Genomic DNA, 20,713 nt, shown 5'->3' with positions numbered 1-20,713 from the left:
TTAAGATTTAACTATATTTGAACTATACTCATAAAAAATCAGACATTTCAAATACCCCGAATGATAAATCGTGTATTACTTGGCGTTTTAACTTTGTTATTGAGTGGTAGCCTTATTGCTCATGCACAAAGCAATACCTGGACGGTTCGGGGGAAAGTTCTGGAAGCCACCAAAGCTCCGCTTGAGTTTGTAAATGTGTATGTCAATAATACATCAATCGGTACAACTACTAAAGCCGATGGCAGTTTTCTGTTAACTGTTCCTAAAACCATTCAGCGGGTCGAGATCGTGGTTTCGTTTATCGGCTATAATAGCATAAAAAAGGTTCTTACACCGCAGGAAATGAACAAAACCATTGTGTTTATACTTGAGGGCTCAACTCTATTGAAAGAGGTAAAAATAACAGCCAAACGAGATAAGGACTGGAAAAAAAAATGGCGGATTTTTAAAGATGGCTTGCTGGGAGATTCGCAATTTACGACTGATTGCGAGATACTAAACCCTGATGCTATTAAACTTACCTACGATAAAAAGAAAAATGTAATAGCCACAGCCAACGAACCTATTTTTGTCCAGAACAATGGTTTAGGTTATAAGATTATGTTTCAGATGGAAACGTTTATTTCTGATGGTAAGCTTACGTTTTTTGCAGGAGATAAGTTTTTTGAAACACTTACATCGAAAGATGAAAGGCAAGAAAAACGATGGAACAAATTAAGAAAAAGGGCTTATAGGCATTCGTTCCGAAACTTTCTGGTCTCGTTGAGCCAAAACAAATTGCATCAAAATGGTTTTGAAGTATTTAAAGAAAAAAAAATAAAAGATACTTATCTTGGGCGCAGCAGCGTGTATAAAGAGCTAAGAGACAGTATCATGTTTAATTGCAATGTCAACGAAATTTGCAGCTTTGATAGCCTAAGCAATCGTTTCACGCTTCACTCAGATAAACCATTGCTGGTTTTTCTGACAAATCATTTTAATACCCTACCAATCTTCAGCGATTATCCTTATAAACTCTCGCAGATTGTGTTACCCAATGGCTCGCTGGAATTTACACAGAATGGCTGGGTAACAGTGCCTAATGGCATGATTCTTCGGGATTTTTGGGGTAACGAGGGCTTCTCTAGCCTTTTACCTGATGACTATGCCGATGACGATATTCTTAATCAAAATAATTCACCGGAAACGCTGGTGAGATTATATGCCGAGAACGAACAAAAATTTTGGTTTATAAGCGGCAAAGTAACCGATGCTAATGGTATTCCGGTTGAATCTGCCGATGTATTTATTAATCAGACACAGAACGGGGCCAAAACTAATAGCAATGGTAGCTTTACCTTAAAAGTACCTGATATTTTAAAACAGCCTGAATTGCTGGTAACACATCCGAAATTCTATACCGCCAAAAATAAGATAGATACGAAAGGAAATATCAATCAGTACAAAATCAGCCTACAAGCAGATAATTTTCAGGCTTCAAACGAGAAAGACAAGGAGTTTCAACGGAACTGGAAAATATTTTCGAAGGTATTATTAGGTGACCCTAGTGTTATACAAAGCAAAACACAGTTTCCTGAGAGTTGCGAAATTACTAACCCGGAGCTTATCAGTTTTGAACAAGATGGCAACAAAAGACTGAAAGCTAAGGCAAGTAAACCACTTTTTATTACCAATAAGGCACTTGGGTATGCTGTTACATATCAACTAACACATTTTGAGTCAGACGGAAAAGATAGTAGTATTATTAAAGGTGATATGTTTTTTGAAAAACTAACGCCTACCGACAACAAACAAGCATTAATCTGGAAAAGAAATCAGTTGAAAGTTTATCAGGAAAGTTTCAGGTATTTTCTGAGTTCGCTGAGCCAGAACAAATTAAAAGAAAATGGGTTTGAAGTATTCAAAATGGCTTCTATTCTTGACAATTACGATGCCCTGGTAACAGTAGAATCGCAGATAGCCAATGGCTCGTTTATACCCTGCAAAGCAAGTGATTTGTACAAATTTGACCCTCAAACCAATCGGTTTTACTTGCATTCAGAATTACCATTATTGATATTCTTAACAAAAAGAACCGAGCCTATAAAACTAACTTTTAAAGACTATCCTTATAAACGCTCGCAAATTGTATTGCCTAATTTCTCGCTTGAATTTGCAGCAGACGGCACAATTACCAACTATAACGATGTAGAGTTACGTGATTTCTGGAGCAACGAAGGCCTATCAAGTACTTTACCTAATGATTTTATTTTTAACGAGCAAAGTACCGATAGAACCAGTTTTGAGACTTTTGAAGAACTCAGTAATCGCCCACTTGTTGCCGATAGTAGTAATAGATTTAACACCAATGGCATAGGCCTTAATCGCTCTCAGGTTGAGTTAGTACAAGAAAAAAGCTATGCGAGCGTTCCGACTGATTTTAATGTACGGATTTACGAAAAGGACGAAAATCTTACAATCTTTGATTTACTAAGGCGAATCCCCAGTTTGACAGTAAGATTAAAACCTGAAACAGGTGATTATTTCATAGGATTCCCAAGCGCTATGAGTTTCCAGAGCGGAATGCAAGCTGCGGCATTATTGCTCGATAATTATTTCACCGACGATGCCTCGCAGATAAATAACTTACTTAGTACATTGCAAGTAAGAGATATTGAAACCCTCGGTGCAATAAAATACAGCAGTGGCGCAGCCTTTGGCGCAAGAGGCGCTAATGGTGTGATTGTGATAACTACCAAAAAATAAGATTAAAAAATACTTAAGTCATGAAGTTTGGTTAATGCATAATTTTTCTTTTTACTGATTTTTATTCTTCTTTGCTACCACTTCTTATTCTGACTCTGTTTAAACAGGGTCTTTTCGTAGCAACAAATGGAACACTATAGCATAGTTTTGTTTATTCTGGGTTTAATGATTGTTTTGTCGGCGCTTGCAACCCGAATAAAAATCCCTTACCCTATTTTACTGGTTAGTGTGGGTATTGGCATGGGATTTATACCGAGTATGCCTACTATCATTTTAGACCCTGAAATTATTTTCCTCATTTTTTTACCCCCCCTTTTGTTCGATGCCGCCTATAATATTTCATATAAAGAGTTACGGAGTAATCTGGCAACAGTAGGCACTTTGGCAATTCCATTGGTATTTTTAACCACCACCGCTATTGCGGTGGTGGCACATTACCTTATACCCGGCATGAGTTGGCCTATTGCTTTTGCATTAGGTGCCATTCTTTCACCGCCCGATGCTGTTGCTGCTACCAATGTAACCAAAGGCTTGGGGCTATCGCACCGTACTCTTACCATTCTTGAAGGCGAAAGCCTTGTAAATGATGCTTCGGGCCTTATAGCTTACAGATTTGCAGTAGCCGCTATTACAGGCACAAGTTTTGTTTTCTGGAAAGCAGGTGTACAGTTTTTAACTGTTGCACTCGGAGGTGTTGTAGTAGGCATGCTTTTTGGCAGAATATTAGCCATTTTCTTACTAAGGGTTTATAATAATAACCTCATTGCCATTAGTGCCATTGTTATATCTCCGTTTATTACTTACTTGCTAGCCGAAGAATTTCATGTGTCTGGCGTAATAGCTGTTGTGGTTTTGGGTGTTGCTTTGGCTGTTCATTCTGGCAGACTAGTTTCGCCTGAAGCCAAGAAACAAAACAAATCTTTTTGGGATGTAGTTATTTTTCTGCTTAATGGGCTTGTGTTTATTCTTATTGGCTTGCAATTCCCTTATGTAATCAACAGCATCAACCACGAAGACTTTCTGCCATTTATTGGTTATAGTTTTCTGATAAGCCTTATTATGCTTATTCTGCGAATCTTCTGGGTGTTTTCACACAGCAAAAACTTGCAAAAATCTATTGAGAAACGCACCAAGAATATAGTGGGTTTCAGGTCGAATCTTTATGCCGATGAAAAAATTGACTGGAAAAACTCCTTGATTATTGGTTGGGCTGGCATGCGAGGTATTGTATCGCTGGCAGCGGCACTCTCTCTGCCACTTGTATTGAGCGACGGGACTCCTTTTACACAGCGCGAACCTGTTATTTTTATCTCGGTAGTAGTGGTTTTAATCACACTTATAATTCAAGGACTAACTTTACCTCTTCTTGTTAAAGTGCTTGATAGCATCGAAAAAAGACTTCAACAATCAAAAATATGAAAAAATTATACGTTGCCATTGCTGTTTTGCTTGTAATATTTGCCTGTAAACCACAACACCAATCAGCAAATAATGCCAGAAAGCAGAAAGAAACCTGGGTATTTATAATGGCCGGGCAGTCGAATATGGCTGGAAGAGGCATTGTTGAGGCCCAGGATACGATTACGAACGCCCGAATTTTAACAATCAATAACCAAAACCAGATAGTTAAAGCCAAAGAACCTATCCATTTTTATGAACCAAATCTGAAAGGTGTAGATTGCGGCCTATCTTTCGCTCAAACCTTAACAAAAAGCCTTCACGATAACATCACAATTTTGTTGATTCCTACGGCTGTTGGTGGGAGTTCTAGCAGACAATGGCTGGGCGACTCGGTACATAGAAATGTAAAATTATTGAGCAACTTTAAAGAAAAAGTAGCCTTTGCCAAAACACAAGGTATAATAAAGGGTATTTTATGGCATCAGGGCGAAAGTGATGCAAATGCCAAAGCAATTCCTTTATATAATGATAATCTTACAAAGCTTTTCGGAATTTTCAGAAAAGAAGTTGGCGATTTAAAACTTCCTATTCTGATAGGTGAATTAGGTGCTTACTCTAAAACACCTACCGAATGGAATGCTATCAACGAGATTATAAAGCAATACGTTGCCAATGACCCCAATAGTTATTTAATCAGTACAATAGATTTAACACACAAAGGCGATTTTATTCATTTCAATTCAGAAGGACAACGCTTGATTGGTCAACGATTCGCCGAAACTTATCTAAAATCAGTAAAGTAGCAGTAAATTAAATACTCGCTTCATTGATTTTTGTTATTGGATTCATCAGATATGTAACAATATCGTTATTCTTTTTAAGTTCCACTACTCTGAAACCACGATAATCTGTACCCCAACTACCACCAATATGAGAATCGAATAAATACGGAATTCCATCTTTCACTTTTATACCTTCCTGGTCGTGGTCGTGCCCATTGAAAATACCTCGCACGTTTTTATATTGCTTCACCAGTTCCTGAAACTCTATACAATCTTTACCATTATCCGTCCATTTTACCGGAGTAATGTGCACAAAAATGAATACGTTCTTTTTATCCTTATGCTCTTCTAGTTTGTTTTTAAACCAACTTACATTAGGGCATAAATACTGCCCTTTAATATTAGAAGTTGTGCCAAACAAAAAAGCATTATCTTTTACCACAACATCATAATCAAGTGCCATTTTCCAGGTTTCTTCCCATACTTGCGGCTCAACTCTGTCGTGGTTTCCTTGCGTTACATAGTAAGGCATTGCAAGGCCATCAAGTGCTTTTTTTGAAGCAGGTAAAAAATCAGGATTATCATGAATCACATCGCCGTTAAACACGCATAAATCTAGTTTTTCTTGCTTATGTTGCTGATTAATTTGCTTTACTGCCGTATCGAAATAACTTTCGAATTCGGTTTTAGCCTGGCCATAGTGCCCATCAGAAGCTACCACAAACCTTAGTTTGGTTTTCTTGGCAAGTGAATCGGCACCTAAAGCAGGTATAATGCTGCCATCGGCTAATAAGACAGTAGCTAAGGAGATGTTTTTAAGAAATTCGCTGCGTTTCATAAATAGGTTGAGGTTTAGTGTTTGATTTTCAAAGCTACATAAAATATTATTCTTAATTTGGAGCCTTGTATTAAGATTCAATAAAAATTTAATGACAGAACTCGAAAAATACATTACGTCATACTTTGGTGTTGAGCAAGAAGACCTTATCATGATAAGTTCGCTATTTAAGCTCCAAACGCTAAAGAAAGGAGATTTTTATTTACGAACAGGCAGGTATTGCGAAAAGCTAAGTTTTGTTAAATCCGGTCTGCTTCGAATTTACGTAAGCACCGAAGACAAAGAAGTAACGCAGTGGATTTCAACAAAAGGCTATTTCATAACCGACCTGTCGAGTCTGGTTTTTGATTCGCCTGCCCGATGGACGATACAAGCACTGAGCGACGCCGAACTATATACAATAAAAAAAGAAGACTATAACCAGTTGGGCAACAAAATACCAAAGTGGCATTTGCTCGAAAAACTTTTCATTGCCAAATGCTTTACTATGCTTGAAGACCGCATTTTTAGTCACCTTTCAATGACAGCAGAAGAACGCTATCATGTTTTTTTCGAAAAAAATAAAGAACTCTTCAACCAAGTTCCGCTACAATACATAGCATCTATGCTAGGCATGACACCAGAAACTTTCAGCAGAATCAGGCGAAAAACGATTTCTTGATTTTTATCAAGAGCACGTGTCTGTTTGTTTATGACCTTTGTAACATCAAAAACAAACAACAGAAATATCATGCAAACCATATTAGGAGCCAACGGTACAATAGGTACCGAACTAGCCAAAGCTTTAAAAAATTACACAAGCGATATTCGTCTTGTAAGCCGAAACCCAAAGAAAGTAAATGACACTGATACACTTTTTGCGGCTGATTTAACTAATAAAGATGAGGTTTTCAAAGCCATCAGCGGTTCTGAAATTGTATACCTTACAGTAGGTTTTGAATACAAACTTGATATATGGAAAAAACAATGGCCTACGCTCATGAAAAACGTGATTGATGCCTGCATAGAAAATAAAGCCAAGTTAGTTTTTTTCGACAATGTATATATGATTGGCGGCGACAACGTAAAACACATTACAGAAAAGTCGCCCTTTAGCCCTACAAGTAAAAAAGGTGAGATTAGAGTTGAGCTTAATAAAATGATATTAGAGGCCATAAAAGAAAGAGGTTTACAGGCAATCATTGCCCGTGCAGCCGATTTTTATGGAGTTATTAAAAATAACAGCGTATTGATTGAACTGGTACATAAAAATCTGGCCGAAAACAAAAAAGCGCAATGGTTTTTCAACGCTAAAGTGAAGCACTCCTTTACTTATACACCCGATGCAGGTAAAGCTACTGCCCTACTTGGCAATACTCCCGAGGCTTATAATCAAATATGGAATCTACCTACTGACCGTAATTCACTAACAGGCGAAGAATGGATTCGGCTATTTGCCAAAGAAATGGGTAAAAGCGACAAGTATCAGTTATTTCCGGCTTTTATGGTAAAGTTAGCAGGCTTATTTGTTCCGTTTCTGAGAGAAATCTACGAAATGCGCTATCAGTATGACCGTGAATATTTTTTTGATAGCAGCAAGTTTGAAAAATACTTCAATTTTAAACCAACCCCTTACCAGCAGGGCGTAAAAGAGATATTGGCCAATAACTAAGTTTATTGTTTCAGCATTTTATTTATCTATCGTAACAGCTCTATTCAGGGCTGTTTTTTGTTGTTAAAGCCTGTACGGTATCGGACAAACATACTGTACGATTTCGGACACCTGACTATTGAAAAACAACATAAAAAGCCTCGTTTTTATATGATTTTCTGCTTGGCATATCATTTGTACTTTTTATTAAATGATGAATCATGTTTAAATTTATTCTTTTCTTTGATTAAATACGAATTGTATCTATTGTTGAAAAATGAAACAAGTTTGCAATTGCATCGAGTCTCATATTTTATCTGTAACAGGCATTAAGTGATAAAACAAAGAAAGAAATTTTTATTTTAAACCTAAACGAACACCTTTCCCTTACAAAATTATGATACGTAACTACTTTACTTTTGCACTCAGAAACCTGCTTAAAAACAAGGTTTCTTCTTTTATTAATATTTGTGGTCTTGCGGTAGGCATGGCCGTGGCAGTATTGATACTGATATGGGTTCAGAACGAATTAAGTTTTGACACCTATCATGAAAAAGCCGACAGAATTCGTGCAATAATTACACACAATAAAGTTAGCAAAGACGACACCTGGCATTGGACAACTACCCCGCTACCTTTAGCCGAGCAACTAAAACAATTGCCTGAAGCAGAAGCAATTACCCGACTGGCAAACCCATTCTGGAATGGTGCTCCAATGAGAATCGGCGAAAAATTAACAATAGAGAAAAACATAGCCGCTGTTGACACCAGTTGGTTTGGTATCTTTGATTACAAATTAATTGATGGTGATTTTGGTCAGTTTGGCAAGAATATCAGAAGTATTGCACTTACAGAGTCTAAGGCTCTTCAATTATTTGGCAACAAGCATGCAAGTGGAAAGATAATTAGAATTGATACACTTGACTATATGGTAAGGGCTGTTTTTAAAGATAATCCAACCAATTCAAGTTTTCAGTACGATTTTCTGATACCTATGGCAGCCCATCTGGCTAATCCGAATACTTTACAAAACGATAACAATTGGAATAACTTCAATTATGAAACCTATGTTCTGGTAAGACCTAATAGCAATTTAGCTGCGCTAGACTCAAAAATTACCCGGATTGTGCAGATAGCAAAAAAGGATGAAAAAACGGGTAAGATTGACGACAGCATAACCCTTGAAACTGAGCCAATAAAAGCAATGCACATGGATGGTCTATCTCGTACTAATGCAGGAGGAGATGCCAAAACTACTTACATTTTTTTAGCTTTGGCTTTAATAATATTATTTACTGCCTGCATAAATTATGTTAACCTTTCTACAGCCCGAGCAAGCCTAAGAGCCAAAGAAGTTAGTGTTAAAAAGATTATCGGAGCCGAATATACCCAATTATTTACTCAGTTTATGATTGAATCGGTGTTGATGTGTACCGCAGCATTATTAATTGCCTTATGCCTTGTTTACAGTTTGCTTCCGGTATTTAACGACCTTTCTAATAAAACCTTTGTATTTAATTTGGCCGATTCTACACTTTGGCAAGTGCTTTTGGGCACTACTTTTCTTGCAATTCTACTAACTGGTATTTATCCTGCTATTCTATTGTCTTCTTTTCAACCTATTCAGGCACTCAGGGGAAATAACATCTTAAAATCAAACAACAGTTCGTTCCGAAAAACACTCGTAGTTGTGCAATTTGTTGTTTCGTCTGTTTTTCTAATAGCAACCTTGGTGGTATTTCAGCAGATAAGGTTTATAAAGGACATAAAACTTGGCTACGAAAAAGCAAATATGTTTCAGTTTACAATTCCCTGGAATATTAAGTCTAAAATGGATCTTAACACTGTTAAAGCACGCTTACTTGCCGAATCAAGCATTGAAGCTGTTACCACTGCCGGACAAAATATTATAAATATAGCGAGTACACACAGTGGTAGCCTTGACTGGGATGGCCGACCAGAAGATTTTCAGCCTACTGTTGCACAAATTGCCGTTGAACATAATTATCAGAAGGTTTTCGGCTTAAAAATGGAATCAGGACGCTGGTTTGAAGAAAATAATCAGTCTGATAATCAGAACGTAGTACTTAATGAAGCCGCTGTTAAAAAGTTTAATATCAAGCAACCTATCGGTAAACGGTTCCATTTTCAAGGGCGCAAAGGCACGATTGTTGGTGTTGTCAGAGATTTTCATTTCAAGAGTTTGCACGAACAAATAGGGCCACTTGTACTTTTTACCGGCGATAGCTGGCGCAGCGGTGTGTATATAAAACCTGTAAAAGGTAAAGAACAGGAGGCTATCAGAACAGCCGAAAAACTATGGACTGAATTAGTGCCTAATCGTCCGTTAGAATATCATTTTCTAAACGAAACTTATGATAGATTATATAGTACAGAACAACGAGTAGCGACACTTTTCAATGCCTTTGCCATTGTAGCCATTTTTGTTTCTTGTTTGGGTTTGTTTGGTCTTGCCGCTTTTGCTGCCGAGCAGCGTACCAAAGAAATTGGTATTCGCAAAGTATTGGGTGCTTCGGTTGCAAGTATTACCGTTCTGCTTTCTAGCGATTTCTTGAAATTAGTTGGCATCGCATTCATTGTGGCTTGTCCAATCTCATATTATTTTATGAACAAATGGCTACAAGATTTTGCCTATCACATCAATATCGAATGGTGGTTCTATGTCATTATCGGAGTTTTGATTATAGCAGTGGCTATTGCAACGGTTGGTTATCAGTCAATCAAAGCTGCATTAACAAACCCTGTTAAATCTTTAAAGGCAGAGTAACCCCCCGACCGCAGCGGCGGACCGTCCCTGAAGGGGAGTTGCTTACGCACAACTTCAAGTTGTGGAATTGCAATATTTAAAAAGGGAGTTGAGCCATAAAATTATCTAATCAAATTTAAACGTCCCCCTTTAGGGGCTAGGGGTGTAATTATGATACGAAACTATTTCAAAATCGCATTCAGAAGTCTTTTTAAAAACAGGCTTTATAGTTTATTGAACATTCTTGGTTTAAGTATTGGCTTTGCAGCTACTTTAATTATTGCCTTTTGGGTAAAATCTGAATTGGCATTTAATACATACAACCGCAACTATGATAGTGTTGGACTACTCCAGAAAAACTTATTATATAATGGCAATATCAACACTACTGAGTCGAACTCTGTACCAATGGCTGATGCACTCAGAAATGAGTACGGTCAATATTTTGATGAAGTAGTGGTTTCTTCTTTTGGCGGCGAGCAAGCTTTAAGATTTAAAGATGCATCGGTAGTAAAACGAGGTTATTTTATGGAAAAAGGTGGCAATAAAATACTCGACCTGCAAATGGTAAAAGGTTCGCCTAGTTTCCCGCTCGACCCTACATCAGTTTTAATCAGCGAAAAAACGGCCAAGGCATTATTCGGTCAAGAAAACCCGATAAACCAAATTGTTAATTTCAATACAAAGGCTAATTTGAAAGTAGCCGGAGTGTACAAAGATTTCCCTATAAACTCTACTTTCCGAAATGTCGACTTCTATGCAGATTTTGAGGCTTACGCAAATATGGAAGAATGGGTAAGAGATTCAAAACCCTTGTGGGAAGAAAATTCTTTTCCGATTTATGTAAAAATAGCAGCAAATACCGATTTTGAGACAGTTTCAAAAGCGATTGCAAAAATTGCACAGCCTCATACAAAAGACAAATCTGAGCCCGAAATATTTATCCACTCAATGTCAGACTGGAGATTGTATCCTAGCTTCGAAAATGGTAAAGCGGTAGGTTCAGGGCTTACTAACCTAATAATATTTGCCAGTATAGGATTCTTTATTTTGCTATTGGCTATCATCAATTTTGTAAATTTAGTTACCGCTCGAGCAAGTATTAAGGCCAAAGAAATCGGTGTGCGTAAAGCCATTGGTTCAACTCGCAAGGGTATTCTGCAAATGGTTTATACCGAGGTAGCTATCTTGGTTTTTATAGCGGGCTTTTTAGGCCTGGTTCTATCACAGATGTTTATGGGGTGGTTTAATATGCTAACTGCTATCAAAATTCAAATCAACATTACAGACCCCGTTTTCTTACTACAGTTTGGTGCTGTAATCACCATTATTATATTGCTAGCCGGTATTTATCCTGCCATTTACTTGTCTTCATTTAGCCCAATAAAAATTCTGAAAGGCATGAAAATAGGCTCAGGGAAAGAAGTAGTATTAAGAAAAACGCTGGTAGTGTTTCAGTTTACTATTTCAATTGTGATGCTTGTGGCAATGCTTGTTATAAGCCAGCAGTTAAAACATGGTATGAGCCGCCCGCTAGGGTATGATAAAAACCGACTAATTCAGATTCAGAAAACGACGCCAAACCTCCGAGGCCATTTCTGGGCAATGCGAGAGCAGCTATTGGCATCGGGTGCCGTTGAAGAAATGGCAGAAATGAATACGCCAATAAACGAAAACTGGCATAACCAATCAGGCATTAATTGGCGAGGTAAACCCCAAAATAGTTCAGAAAGCTTCGGGCAAGTAATAGTAACACCTGAATTTGGCAAAACAGTAAACTGGAAAATTATAGAAGGTCGAGATTTCAGCCGTAAATTTTCGACCGATACATCGGCAGTTATTCTTAATAAATCAGCGGCTAAACTCATTGGGTTTAAGAAGCCACTAAACGAATTTATTGAGCTTGAGGGAAAACAATTTGCCATTGTAGGTATTGCAGAAGACATTATTTTTGATTCGCCTTACGACAATGCCAAGCCAACGGTATTTTTTATGCGGTTAGCCAATGCGCCATTTATTACATTAAAATTGGCTGAAAACCTATCAGCGGCAGAGTCTGTGAGCCGTATTGAAAAAGTACTGAAAGGCTTTGACCGTGAAGCTAACCTCAATATCAAGTTTGCTGACCATCAATTAGAATCAAAATTCTGGCAAGAAAAAAGGGCACTCGAAATGATTAGCATTTTCACCTTTATTGCCATTCTAATCTGTTGTTTAGGCTTATTTGGCTTGGCTACCTTCACCGCTGAACGCAGAATAAAAGAAATTGGTATCCGTAAAGTATTGGGCGCATCGGTTGTGGGTATTACGTCCTTATTATCGAAAGATTTCTTGAAATTGGTTTTCACAGCCTTATTAATAGCAGGCCCCATTTCCTATTATTTCATGAACCAATGGCTGCAAGGCTTCGTGTATCATATCGAATTAGAATGGTGGATATTTGCCACTGCAGGCGCAATGGCAATACTAATCGCATTCCTGACGGTTGGTTACCAAAGCATAAAAGCGGCATTAGTCAATCCGGTAAAGTCTTTAAAATCAGAGTAAAAAACACCCCCGGCCGCAGCGGCGGACCGTCCCTAAAGGGGTGTTGCTTACGCACGAGTTAAGCAAAACGGGATTTAAGATAAAATAAAATGTAAATTTTAATAAAGTCCCCCTTTAGGGGCCAGGGGTATTATGATAAGCAATTACTTAAAAATCGCACTTAGGAATATCTATAAATACAAAGGATATTCTTTTATTAACATCTTCGGCCTTGCTACAGGAATGGCTGTTGCTATTCTGATTGGCCTATGGATTTATGATGAATTATCGTACGATAAGCATCATGCTAATTACAATCGTATTGCACAGGTAATGCAACATCGGACTTTTAATGGTAAAATAGCTACACATAAGTCGATGCCGGCTGTTATGGCCGAAGAAATCAGGAATAATTATGGTAGTGACTTTAAATACGTGCTGCAATCATCGTGGACATCAATCCATATTTTAGCGCATGGCGAAAAGAAACTATCGAAGACCGGAAACTTCTTTGAGCCACAAGTAATAGATATGCTTTCATTGAAGATGCTGAAAGGTACACAAGCATCGCTAAACGAGCCATCGTCTATTATTTTATCTGAATCATTCGCTAAATCTTTTTTCGGCGACACTGACCCGATGGATAAAATTATAAAACTCGATAGTAAAACTGATGTAAAAGTTACGGGTGTTTATGAAGACCTACCGTATAATTCGAGTTTCAGAGATATGAATTATGTGCTCCCTTGGCAGTTATACCTCAATCTCAACGATTGGATAAAAAAAATGGAAAACCCCTGGGATAGCAATTTTTCGCAAACATTTGTACAAATTGCCGACAATGCCGATATGGAAGCAGTATCTAAAAAAATTGTTGATATAAAACGCAAGAAAACCCCTCGGGAAAACTCCAACGCCCAAGTATTTTTGCATCCTATGTCGAAATGGTATTTGTTTCCTGAGTTTAAAGATGGTCACAATACAGGTGGCAGAATAGAGTTTGTGTGGCTTTTTGGTATTATAGGCATTTTTGTATTGCTTCTTGCATGTATCAATTTTATGAACTTAAGCACTGCCCGCAGCGAGAAAAGAGCCAAAGAAGTAGGCATCCGAAAATCGATAGGTTCGGTTCGCAGCCAGTTAATTATTCAGTTTTTTAGTGAGTCGTTGCTGGTAGTAGCTTTAGCATTTTTAATTTCATTAGTGCTTGTGTATGTCCTGACTCCTTCATTCAATGAACTGGCTGATAAGAAAATAGCTATATTATGGACGAATCCGATTTTCTGGTTATTAGGCATTACATTCAGTATCATTACAGGTCTTATTGCCGGCAGTTATCCTGCACTTTACCTTTCATCGTTCCAACCTGTTAAGGTGCTTAAAGGTACTTTCCGTGTGGGGCGTTTTGCCTCAGTGCCTCGCAAAGTGCTTGTAGTGCTTCAATTTACAGTTTCTGTTACGCTCATTATAGGTACAATTATTGTCTTTCGCCAGATTCAACACGCCAAAAACCGCCCCGTTGGTTATAATCGTGATGGCTTAATTAATATGTATATGATGACAGATGATATTCATAAGCATTTTGATGTCATCAGAAATGAATTGATAAACTCGGCTGCCATTCTGGACATGACCGAATCAGGAAGCCCTACAACCGAAGTCTGGAATACAAATGGTGGTTTCGACTGGGAAGGGAAAGACCCTAATTTGGCCGTCGATTTCCCGAATAATGGGGTTACACAAAGTTATGGCAAAACCGTAGGCTGGCAATTTAAAGAAGGACGTGATTTCTCCAAAGAGTTTGCTAGCGATTCGAGTGCTTTTGTGGTGAATGAGTCAGCAGTTAAATTTATGGGTTTGAAAAATCCAGTTGGCAAATTTGTTAAATGGAATGGTACACCTTATAAAATCATCGGAGTTATAAAAGACATGGTTGTGCAGTCGCCTTATTCACCCGTCAGGGCATCGTTATTCCATATTTCAGGTTCAGCAGAAAGTGTAGTTATTCTCAAATTAAATCCTGAAAAGAATTCGAAAGAATCCTTAGACAAAATTGAAACCGTTCTCAAAAAATATAACCCTGCTGCGCCTTTTGAATATCAATTTGTTGACCAAGAGTATGCCCACAAATTCGGCGATGAAGAGCGCGTGGGGAAATTATCTACTTTTTTTGCTATACTGGCAATATTTATATCATGCTTAGGCTTGTTTGGCTTGGCAAGTTTTGTAGCCGAGCAACGCACCAAAGAAATCGGTGTACGAAAAGTATTGGGCGCATCGGTGTTGAATCTATGGCAGTTGCTTTCGAAAGACTTTGTGATTTTAGTGCTTATTTCTTGCTTTATTGCTATTCCGATTGCTTATTTTTATCTGAATGGCTGGCTACAACGCTATGATTACAGAACAGATATTTCGTGGTGGATTTTTGCGGTATCGGTAGCCGGAGCATTATTTATTACGCTCTTAACAGTTAGTTTTCAGGCTATTAAAGCTGCCATCGCCAATCCGGTTAAATCATTAAAGACAGAGTAGTGAGCAGAGGGGAAATGCTACTCTCCTAGCCTTTTGTTTTTGTAAATTCTTTTGGGCTTTGCCCGAAATACTTTTTAAAAACTTTAGCAAAATACGCAGGGTCAGAAAAACCAACAGCATAAGCAACTTCCGAGATGTTTCTGCTGCTGGTTTTTAGCATTACAGCAGCTTCTTCCATTTTTATTGTGCTTATAAAGCTATTGGGTGTAATATCTAGTTCTTCTTTAAAAATTCTTTGCAGTTGTCGCAAACTCACACCTAATTCAGCAGCAAGTTCGGCAGGGGTTACATCTGCATCAAGGCGTTTTACTACAAATTGCCTGGCGTTTTTAACAAAGGCTTTTTCGGTGGTAGTTTCGTTAAGTTTTAGTTTTTCTTCCTCATTCAAAATTAAATACAGTTTCTCGTCAAGTTTTTCAGATTTTGGCTGAATCTGTTTCAATTTATTATTTAAAACTAACAGATAGATGATAAGAGGTACCAAAACCACCCCAATAAGTAATGTCAGAATCCACCAATAATGCCCATAAGTATCATTCAATTTTTTTAACCATGAAGCCTGCCCTATCAATACCGCTTTTGTCCATTTATCTGGGTATCCAAAATCAGAGTTTCCGGTAATACTTTCATAGCTATAATACGGAATCGGGCTTGTTTCGGGCAATGGTTTAATATCCATAAAATCATCAGCATCATTGAAACAAATATCCATTTTAAAAAACGCTCCTTCAACCGGTACAATCCCAAGCGATGCCCAAGGCAAACGAAACTCTACTATATATTGAGCATCAACATCTTTACTATTGTTTACTGTACCATTTTTTGTACTCTTCCCCTCAATTACAAAATTGGTTGTAATGGTATCTTTGGGCACTAGCGATTCTTCGACCTGAATCTGGAATCTATCGCCACCTCTGAATACCGTTACATTGCTATTCAAGTCTATAATAATCTGGTAGTCAGAAGCATCCATTCTATTCTGACTATTATTTTTCGCATCAATATATAGTTCAATAGCATCGTTGAAAGAAATTCTTGGGCTTCCGCTTTTATCTAGGGCCAAATCGGTAAGATACTTATCAGAAACCTGAAATAAACCGTAGAGGTTCTGTTCATCAAAACCCAAAGCATATTTTACTGTATTGGCAGAAAACACATTTTTAGCTTTTGATTGGAAAGTACTGGCTTTTTGCAAATCCCAATCATTGGCCAAACCATCAATTTCGGGCGGATTATTAAGGTAACGAATAGGTATCTGTGCCTGTAATGATGTAACAAGCAACAAGAAAAAACAACAAGTCAGCAGTGTTTTTTTCAACGATTGGATGATTATCTGAGCTTAGAAAACTTGTAGCAAGTAAATTATTTTTTCAGAAAATATTCTCATTTTTTTTCTGAAAACATTACCAGCTTAGTAGCTTTGAGTTAAATTTATATAAACACAGTAGAAACATTTGTGCAATATAGTTGCAAATCTGTATCTTTGACCAAAAATACCCTAAATGCTTACTTGTTCTGACCTCACATTTGCTTATAATAACCAAAAGAAATTCAGTTTTCCTTCTTTCTCCTGTGCCGAAGGTGATACGCTGTTGATACTAGGCAACTCTGGTAGTGGCAAAACCACGCTCCTACACCTTTTGGCCTTGTTGCTTCAGCCCAGTGGAGGCTCAATACAGATAAACAAGCAGGAGTTTGCTAATCTAAGCCCAAAAGAAGCCGCTAAAATGCGTGCTACGCATCTGGGCATTATTTATCAGAAATCACACTTTGTGAGTTCATTGAGTGTGCTCGATAATTTGCTATTGGCTAATTATCTGGCTGATAAAGCGCAGTCGAAAGAACAAGCCGAAAAACTTGCCAGGAGTTTAGGTTTCTATGAGTTGCTTGATAAACCCACAAGTCTTTTAAGTGGTGGCGAGCAGCAAAGAGTAAGTATCGCCCGGGCTTTAATGAACAACCCGGAGGTAATACTAGCCGATGAACCGACATCAAACCTTGACGACGAAAACTGTGAAAAGGTGATTAATCTTTTAGAAAACCAATCGAAAAACATTGGTGCTTCGTTGGTCATAGTTACGCACGACCAACGCCTGAAAGATAAATTCAGCAATAAAATTATTTTGAGCTAAATCAACAGCTTTACAAGCTACTGCAAGAAAACCCTATACTAATTACCGAAAAAAGTATTAAGAAATGCTTCTAAAAATCAGTTGGAAAAATATACTCAACAAAAAACTCAATAGTTTTTTATGCGTGTTGCTCATGACACTGGGTATTGCCATTATTTCATTGTTGCTTCTATTGGTCAAACAATTACAAGATAAATTCGCCAAAAATATCAGCGGTATTGATATGGTTGTGGGTGCTAAAGGCAGCCCATTACAATTAATACTATCGAGCGTTTATCAGATAGATAATCCGACAGGAAACGTGTATCTGGACGATGTAACAGCAATTGCTCAGAACCCACTGGTAAAAGAAATGATTCCTTTATCGATGGGCGATAATTACCAGAGCTACCGTATTGTTGGCACAAACAAAAAATACTTTGAGCATTTCAAAGCGCAATTTGCCAGTGGTACAATGTTTAAAAACAACCTTGATGTAGTACTTGGCGGACAAGTTGCTTTAAACACAGGCTTGAAAATTGGCGATACATTTGCCAGTTCGCATGGTTTAGATGCAGCAGGCGAAGTACACGGCGATACTAAGTATAAAGTAGTAGGAATTTTAGAATTTAATAACTCTGTAATTGACAATCTTGTTCTTACAAGCCTGAACAGTGTCTGGAGTATTCATGACCATAACGCTGAGGAAGGCCATGCCGAAGGAGAAGAAGAGCATAAAGAAGAAGCAGGCGAGCCTCATGACCACGAACACGAGACCGAAGAAGCCGAGATGCCAAAGCGTGAAATCACGAGTGCTTTGATAAAATTCCGCTCACCAATGGGCTTAATGAGTATGCCTCGCAACATCAACCAGAATTCAAAATTACAAGCAGCATTGCCATCTATTGAGGTTAATCGCTTGTTTGAACTGTTAGGCATAGGTATTGATGGCTTGCAAGTTTTAGCGGCTGTTATTATGCTAATTTCGGGTATCAGCGTGTTTGTATCCTTATACAATTCTTTAAAGGAACGTAAGTACGAAATGGCATTGATGCTTTCGATGGGTGCAAGCCGAACTCGTTTGTTCCTGATGTTGTTATTAGAGGGAATTTTACTGGCCTTATTTGGCTTCGTAGCAGGTATAGTTTTAAGCCGTGTGGGTATTGTTCTGATTTCGAATCAGTTGAGCAAAAAATTTCATTTTGATGTAGCCCAGATGAATTTACAAACAGGCGAAATTTACCTTTTTGCAGGTGCTTTAGCCATCGGGATTCTGGCAGCGGCATTGCCATCGATTAACATTTACCGATTGAATATTTCGAGAACACTTGCTGAAGAGTAAATAATCTCGTAATTTTATACAATAATTTCAATTTTCTCGGGTTAAAACGGGAACAACATCTATAAACTAAACGGTTCTTTTTTCAGAAAAAGGACAATGAAAATATGAAAAAAATATCTAAATACTTCATCATTAATCTAGCAATTTTAGGCACTATTTCTTTCGGTTTTGTAGAAGGGCCAACCAAAATTACATGGGAAACGTTGAGAGACGTTACGTTTAAGAAAAAATGGAGTGCAGAAGAATCAATGTTTATCCTCTACCCTACGTTCGGGCAAAAAGTTGCAGGTTTACAAAATAAAGAGGTTGAATTGACAGGATACATGATTCCGGTAGATGTTGATGCCAATATGTATGTATTATCGGCAAACCCTTATAGCTCTTGTTTCTTCTGCGGACAAGCAGGCCCGGAATCTGTGGTACAGGTGAAATTCAAAAAAACTACCAAAAGGTTTAATACCGACGATAGAATTACGGTTAAAGGCACTTTAAAACTTAATGCCGATGATATTAATGAGTTAAATTATATTTTGACTAATGCTGATTTGGTTCAATAATTTTTTTGTGACAAAAAATCTTTTTTTGCGTCTGAAAATAAATTCAGACGCTTTTTTATTGAATAAATAGGGGCTCCTATTCGTTAAAATGTCGTTATATTTGTTTTAATATACTTTCCCATTCACATAATAGTAAAAACATGAAAAAGTTACTGTTTTTGGTTATTCCAATACTTATTCTTTCTTCAATTTCAACGGCTCAGGCACAATATGATTACAACTGGTCGGTAGGTTTCCGGGTTGGTGAGCCATTAGGGTTTAATATCAGGAAATATTTCCAGAACGGTGACAGAGCACTCGATGTAAACGTTGGAACTTATGGTTTGATTTATAACAATGACCGTAGATATAACAGAGGCGAGTACAAAACAGCAGGTTTAATGATTCAGGGTATATACTTGTTTCATACTGCCATATTTAACCGGGACTGGGCTCATGCGTACTATGGTTTTGGTGGGCAAATCAATTCAAGAAAGCATTTCCCTGATGCCTGGCGCAACGAAAGTATCAAATCTGTCAGTAAAATTTCACTTGGGCCTACCGGAACAGCCGGGCTTGAGTTTAAAATACCAAACCAGAACATGGGTTTCTTTATTGATGCCGGGCTATACGTTGAGGCTCTTCCTTCTCCGTTTTTTATTAATCCTCAGATAAGTGCAGGTATAAGAATAAATATTGTAAAATAGGACAAATCCTAGAAACTTTCGCTTATTTTTCATTTCTTTACATTATCAAACGATTTACTAATCCTTAAAACCAATTACAGATACTGAACATCTGTAAACCTATATGATTGCTTATCTTGATGGTAAACTAGCCTACAAAGACCCAACTTATGTAATAATAGATGTGGCAGGTGTAGGCTATCTGGTTAAAATTTCGCTTCAGACATACGCCGCCCTCCATAATACGGGTGAACGATGCAAACTTCATACTTTGCAGATAATACGAGAAGACTCTCATACACTCTTCGGTTTTTCGGATGGTGCTGAAAAAGAATTGTTTGAAGATCTGATTAGTGTTTCGGGTATTGGACCGAGTACGGCAATTATTATGTTATCGTCATTATCATCAGGCGAAATAAAACATGCCATAGTTTCGGAAGATGTACGTACCATACAAAGCATTAAAGGCATTGGCCTTAAAACTGCCCAAAGAGCCATTATTGAGCTAAAAGATAAACTCAAAAAAGATTCGATGCTAGGCGGTGTTACACCAAATATATTTGCTCCGGCCAATACTGCTTTGCGTAACGAAGCACTCACAGCACTTGTTACGCTGGGTATTCAACGTGCAGCAGCCGAAAAGAGCATAGATACTATATTGAAACGTGAAGGTAGTGATATTACACTTGAGCAATTAATTAAATTGGCTTTAAGATAAATAAAAAGTACCCATTGTTTGCTATGAAAATTTAGTTTTACCTGAAAGTAAAATTTTTTGCTATGATTAAAAACATTGTGTATCTGGTTGTTTATTCTT

Annotated in this window: 15 protein-coding genes; 13 read left to right on the top strand and 2 right to left on the bottom strand. The window is 37.7% G+C overall.

Annotated elements, in window-relative coordinates:
• The first annotated feature begins 60 nt into the window (after window positions 1-60).
• From WAE64_RS12925 to WAE64_RS12915, 3 genes are all read left to right on the top strand, one after another.
• Window positions 61-2,745, top strand: a complete 2,685-nt coding sequence (locus WAE64_RS12925) for a carboxypeptidase-like regulatory domain-containing protein (RefSeq protein WP_340237062.1) — start codon at window positions 61-63, stop codon at window positions 2,743-2,745.
• Window positions 2,746-2,871: 126 nt separating this feature from the next.
• Window positions 2,872-4,164: a Na+/H+ antiporter gene (locus WAE64_RS12920; protein WP_340237060.1), complete on the top strand. Its 1,293-nt coding sequence runs from the start codon at window positions 2,872-2,874 to the stop codon at window positions 4,162-4,164.
• Complete coding sequence (locus WAE64_RS12915; RefSeq protein WP_340237058.1) at window positions 4,161-4,949, top strand: sialate O-acetylesterase; 789 nt, start codon at window positions 4,161-4,163, stop codon at window positions 4,947-4,949. The genes WAE64_RS12920 and WAE64_RS12915 overlap by 4 nt, the downstream gene beginning before the upstream one ends.
• Window positions 4,950-4,956: 7 nt before the next feature.
• On the opposite strand, the gene WAE64_RS12910 is transcribed toward WAE64_RS12915, so the two are convergent.
• The gene (locus tag WAE64_RS12910; protein ID WP_340237056.1) at window positions 4,957-5,766 is read right to left on the bottom strand and encodes a metallophosphoesterase family protein; all 810 of its coding nucleotides are present in this window, start codon (window positions 5,764-5,766) and stop codon (window positions 4,957-4,959) included.
• Between the two features lie 91 nt (window positions 5,767-5,857).
• On the opposite strand from WAE64_RS12910, the gene WAE64_RS12905 reads away from it, so the two are divergent.
• The 5 genes from WAE64_RS12905 to WAE64_RS12885 all read left to right on the top strand — a co-directional run bounded on the left by WAE64_RS12905 (window position 5,858) and on the right by WAE64_RS12885 (window position 15,221).
• Window positions 5,858-6,427 carry a Crp/Fnr family transcriptional regulator gene (locus WAE64_RS12905; protein ID WP_340237055.1) on the top strand — a complete coding sequence of 190 codons (570 nt, stop codon included), beginning with the start codon at window positions 5,858-5,860 and terminating at the stop codon, window positions 6,425-6,427.
• Between the two features lie 69 nt (window positions 6,428-6,496).
• Entirely contained in the window at window positions 6,497-7,417 is a 921-nt protein-coding gene (locus tag WAE64_RS12900) for an NAD-dependent epimerase/dehydratase family protein (RefSeq protein WP_340237053.1), read from the top strand.
• 376 nt (window positions 7,418-7,793) lie between these two features.
• On the top strand, window positions 7,794-10,184 hold the full coding sequence (locus tag WAE64_RS12895) for an ABC transporter permease (protein WP_340237052.1): 2,391 nt from the start codon (window positions 7,794-7,796) through the stop codon (window positions 10,182-10,184).
• Window positions 10,185-10,334: 150 nt separating this feature from the next.
• Window positions 10,335-12,710 carry an ABC transporter permease gene (locus WAE64_RS12890; protein ID WP_340237050.1) on the top strand — a complete coding sequence of 792 codons (2,376 nt, stop codon included), beginning with the start codon at window positions 10,335-10,337 and terminating at the stop codon, window positions 12,708-12,710.
• Window positions 12,711-12,842: 132 nt separating this feature from the next.
• A complete protein-coding gene (locus WAE64_RS12885; protein ID WP_340237048.1) occupies window positions 12,843-15,221 on the top strand; it encodes an ABC transporter permease in 2,379 nt (792 codons plus the stop codon).
• A gap of 25 nt (window positions 15,222-15,246) precedes the next feature.
• Here WAE64_RS12885 and WAE64_RS12880 read toward each other — a convergent pair whose 3' ends face one another.
• Window positions 15,247-16,539, bottom strand: coding sequence for a helix-turn-helix domain-containing protein (locus WAE64_RS12880; protein WP_340237046.1), 1,293 nt, complete (start codon window positions 16,537-16,539; stop codon window positions 15,247-15,249).
• A gap of 184 nt (window positions 16,540-16,723) precedes the next feature.
• Between WAE64_RS12880 and WAE64_RS12875 the strand changes: the two genes are divergently transcribed.
• The 5 genes from WAE64_RS12875 to ruvA all read left to right on the top strand — a co-directional run bounded on the left by WAE64_RS12875 (window position 16,724) and on the right by ruvA (window position 20,614).
• Window positions 16,724-17,353, top strand: coding sequence for an ABC transporter ATP-binding protein (locus WAE64_RS12875; RefSeq protein WP_340237045.1), 630 nt, complete (start codon window positions 16,724-16,726; stop codon window positions 17,351-17,353).
• A gap of 64 nt (window positions 17,354-17,417) precedes the next feature.
• Window positions 17,418-18,674 carry an ABC transporter permease gene (locus WAE64_RS12870; protein ID WP_340237044.1) on the top strand — a complete coding sequence of 419 codons (1,257 nt, stop codon included), beginning with the start codon at window positions 17,418-17,420 and terminating at the stop codon, window positions 18,672-18,674.
• A gap of 104 nt (window positions 18,675-18,778) precedes the next feature.
• The gene (locus WAE64_RS12865; RefSeq protein WP_340237043.1) at window positions 18,779-19,231 is read left to right on the top strand and encodes a DUF3299 domain-containing protein; all 453 of its coding nucleotides are present in this window, start codon (window positions 18,779-18,781) and stop codon (window positions 19,229-19,231) included.
• 140 nt (window positions 19,232-19,371) lie between these two features.
• Window positions 19,372-19,917: a hypothetical protein gene (locus tag WAE64_RS12860; protein WP_340237042.1), complete on the top strand. Its 546-nt coding sequence runs from the start codon at window positions 19,372-19,374 to the stop codon at window positions 19,915-19,917.
• Window positions 19,918-20,020: 103 nt separating this feature from the next.
• Window positions 20,021-20,614, top strand: coding sequence for a Holliday junction branch migration protein RuvA (ruvA, locus tag WAE64_RS12855; protein WP_340237040.1), 594 nt, complete (start codon window positions 20,021-20,023; stop codon window positions 20,612-20,614).
• Window positions 20,615-20,713: the final 99 nt, after the last annotated feature.

The organism is Emticicia soli (assembly GCF_037860775.1).
In the GTDB taxonomy this organism is placed as follows: Bacteria; Bacteroidota; Bacteroidia; order Cytophagales; family Spirosomataceae; genus Emticicia; species Emticicia soli.
Note: the sequence above shows the minus strand (reverse complement) of the source record. Positions and strands in the feature narration are given on the sequence as shown.

What these genes read in the sequence shown, in the direction of transcription:
- WAE64_RS12925 (WP_340237062.1), top strand. Translation starts at nt 61, where the DNA reads ATGATAAATCGTGTATTACTTGGCGTTTTAACTTTGTTATTGAGTGGT.
- WAE64_RS12920 (WP_340237060.1), top strand. Translation starts at nt 2,872, where the DNA reads ATGGAACACTATAGCATAGTTTTGTTTATTCTGGGTTTAATGATTGTT.
- WAE64_RS12915 (WP_340237058.1), top strand. Translation starts at nt 4,161, where the DNA reads ATGAAAAAATTATACGTTGCCATTGCTGTTTTGCTTGTAATATTTGCC.
- WAE64_RS12910 (WP_340237056.1), bottom strand. Translation starts at nt 5,766, where the DNA reads ATGAAACGCAGCGAATTTCTTAAAAACATCTCCTTAGCTACTGTCTTA.
- WAE64_RS12905 (WP_340237055.1), top strand. Translation starts at nt 5,858, where the DNA reads ATGACAGAACTCGAAAAATACATTACGTCATACTTTGGTGTTGAGCAA.
- WAE64_RS12900 (WP_340237053.1), top strand. Translation starts at nt 6,497, where the DNA reads ATGCAAACCATATTAGGAGCCAACGGTACAATAGGTACCGAACTAGCC.
- WAE64_RS12895 (WP_340237052.1), top strand. Translation starts at nt 7,794, where the DNA reads ATGATACGTAACTACTTTACTTTTGCACTCAGAAACCTGCTTAAAAAC.
- WAE64_RS12890 (WP_340237050.1), top strand. Translation starts at nt 10,335, where the DNA reads ATGATACGAAACTATTTCAAAATCGCATTCAGAAGTCTTTTTAAAAAC.
- WAE64_RS12885 (WP_340237048.1), top strand. Translation starts at nt 12,843, where the DNA reads ATGATAAGCAATTACTTAAAAATCGCACTTAGGAATATCTATAAATAC.
- WAE64_RS12875 (WP_340237045.1), top strand. Translation starts at nt 16,724, where the DNA reads ATGCTTACTTGTTCTGACCTCACATTTGCTTATAATAACCAAAAGAAA.
- WAE64_RS12870 (WP_340237044.1), top strand. Translation starts at nt 17,418, where the DNA reads ATGCTTCTAAAAATCAGTTGGAAAAATATACTCAACAAAAAACTCAAT.
- WAE64_RS12865 (WP_340237043.1), top strand. Translation starts at nt 18,779, where the DNA reads ATGAAAAAAATATCTAAATACTTCATCATTAATCTAGCAATTTTAGGC.
- WAE64_RS12860 (WP_340237042.1), top strand. Translation starts at nt 19,372, where the DNA reads ATGAAAAAGTTACTGTTTTTGGTTATTCCAATACTTATTCTTTCTTCA.
- ruvA (WP_340237040.1), top strand. Translation starts at nt 20,021, where the DNA reads ATGATTGCTTATCTTGATGGTAAACTAGCCTACAAAGACCCAACTTAT.